The sequence below is a fragment of the Streptomyces sp. NRRL F-5126 genome, assembly GCF_000721265.1.
Classification (GTDB): Bacteria; Actinomycetota; Actinomycetes; order Streptomycetales; family Streptomycetaceae; genus Streptomyces.
In genome coordinates this window covers 1-223 of record NZ_JOFZ01000159.1, presented here as the reverse complement: position 1 = coordinate 223, position 223 = coordinate 1, and the positions used below count along the sequence as shown (strand labels likewise).

Below are 223 nucleotides of genomic sequence, written 5' to 3'. Positions count from 1 at the left end.
CGGGGTGAGTTTGACGCGGAGGTGGCGGGCGCCGGTGGAGTACAGGTCGACGCCGGTCCAGGAGAATGGCACGGACACGTCGCCGCTGGGGGTGTCCAGGGCCTGTAGGGCGATGGTGTGCAGGGCGGCGTCGAGGAGTGCGGGGTGGATGTCGAACGCGTCGGCCTCATCCGTGACGGTGTCGGGGTCCTCGGGGAGGGTGATGTCGGCGTAGGTGTGGTGG

The 223-nt window shown here is 70.0% G+C and carries 1 protein-coding gene; it reads right to left on the bottom strand.

Going from position 1 to position 223, the window contains the following annotated elements; genetic code table 11:
• Window positions 1-223, bottom strand: a 223-nt coding sequence (locus IH48_RS34160) for a polyketide synthase dehydratase domain-containing protein (protein WP_037844363.1), incomplete at both ends; no start/stop codon positions are given.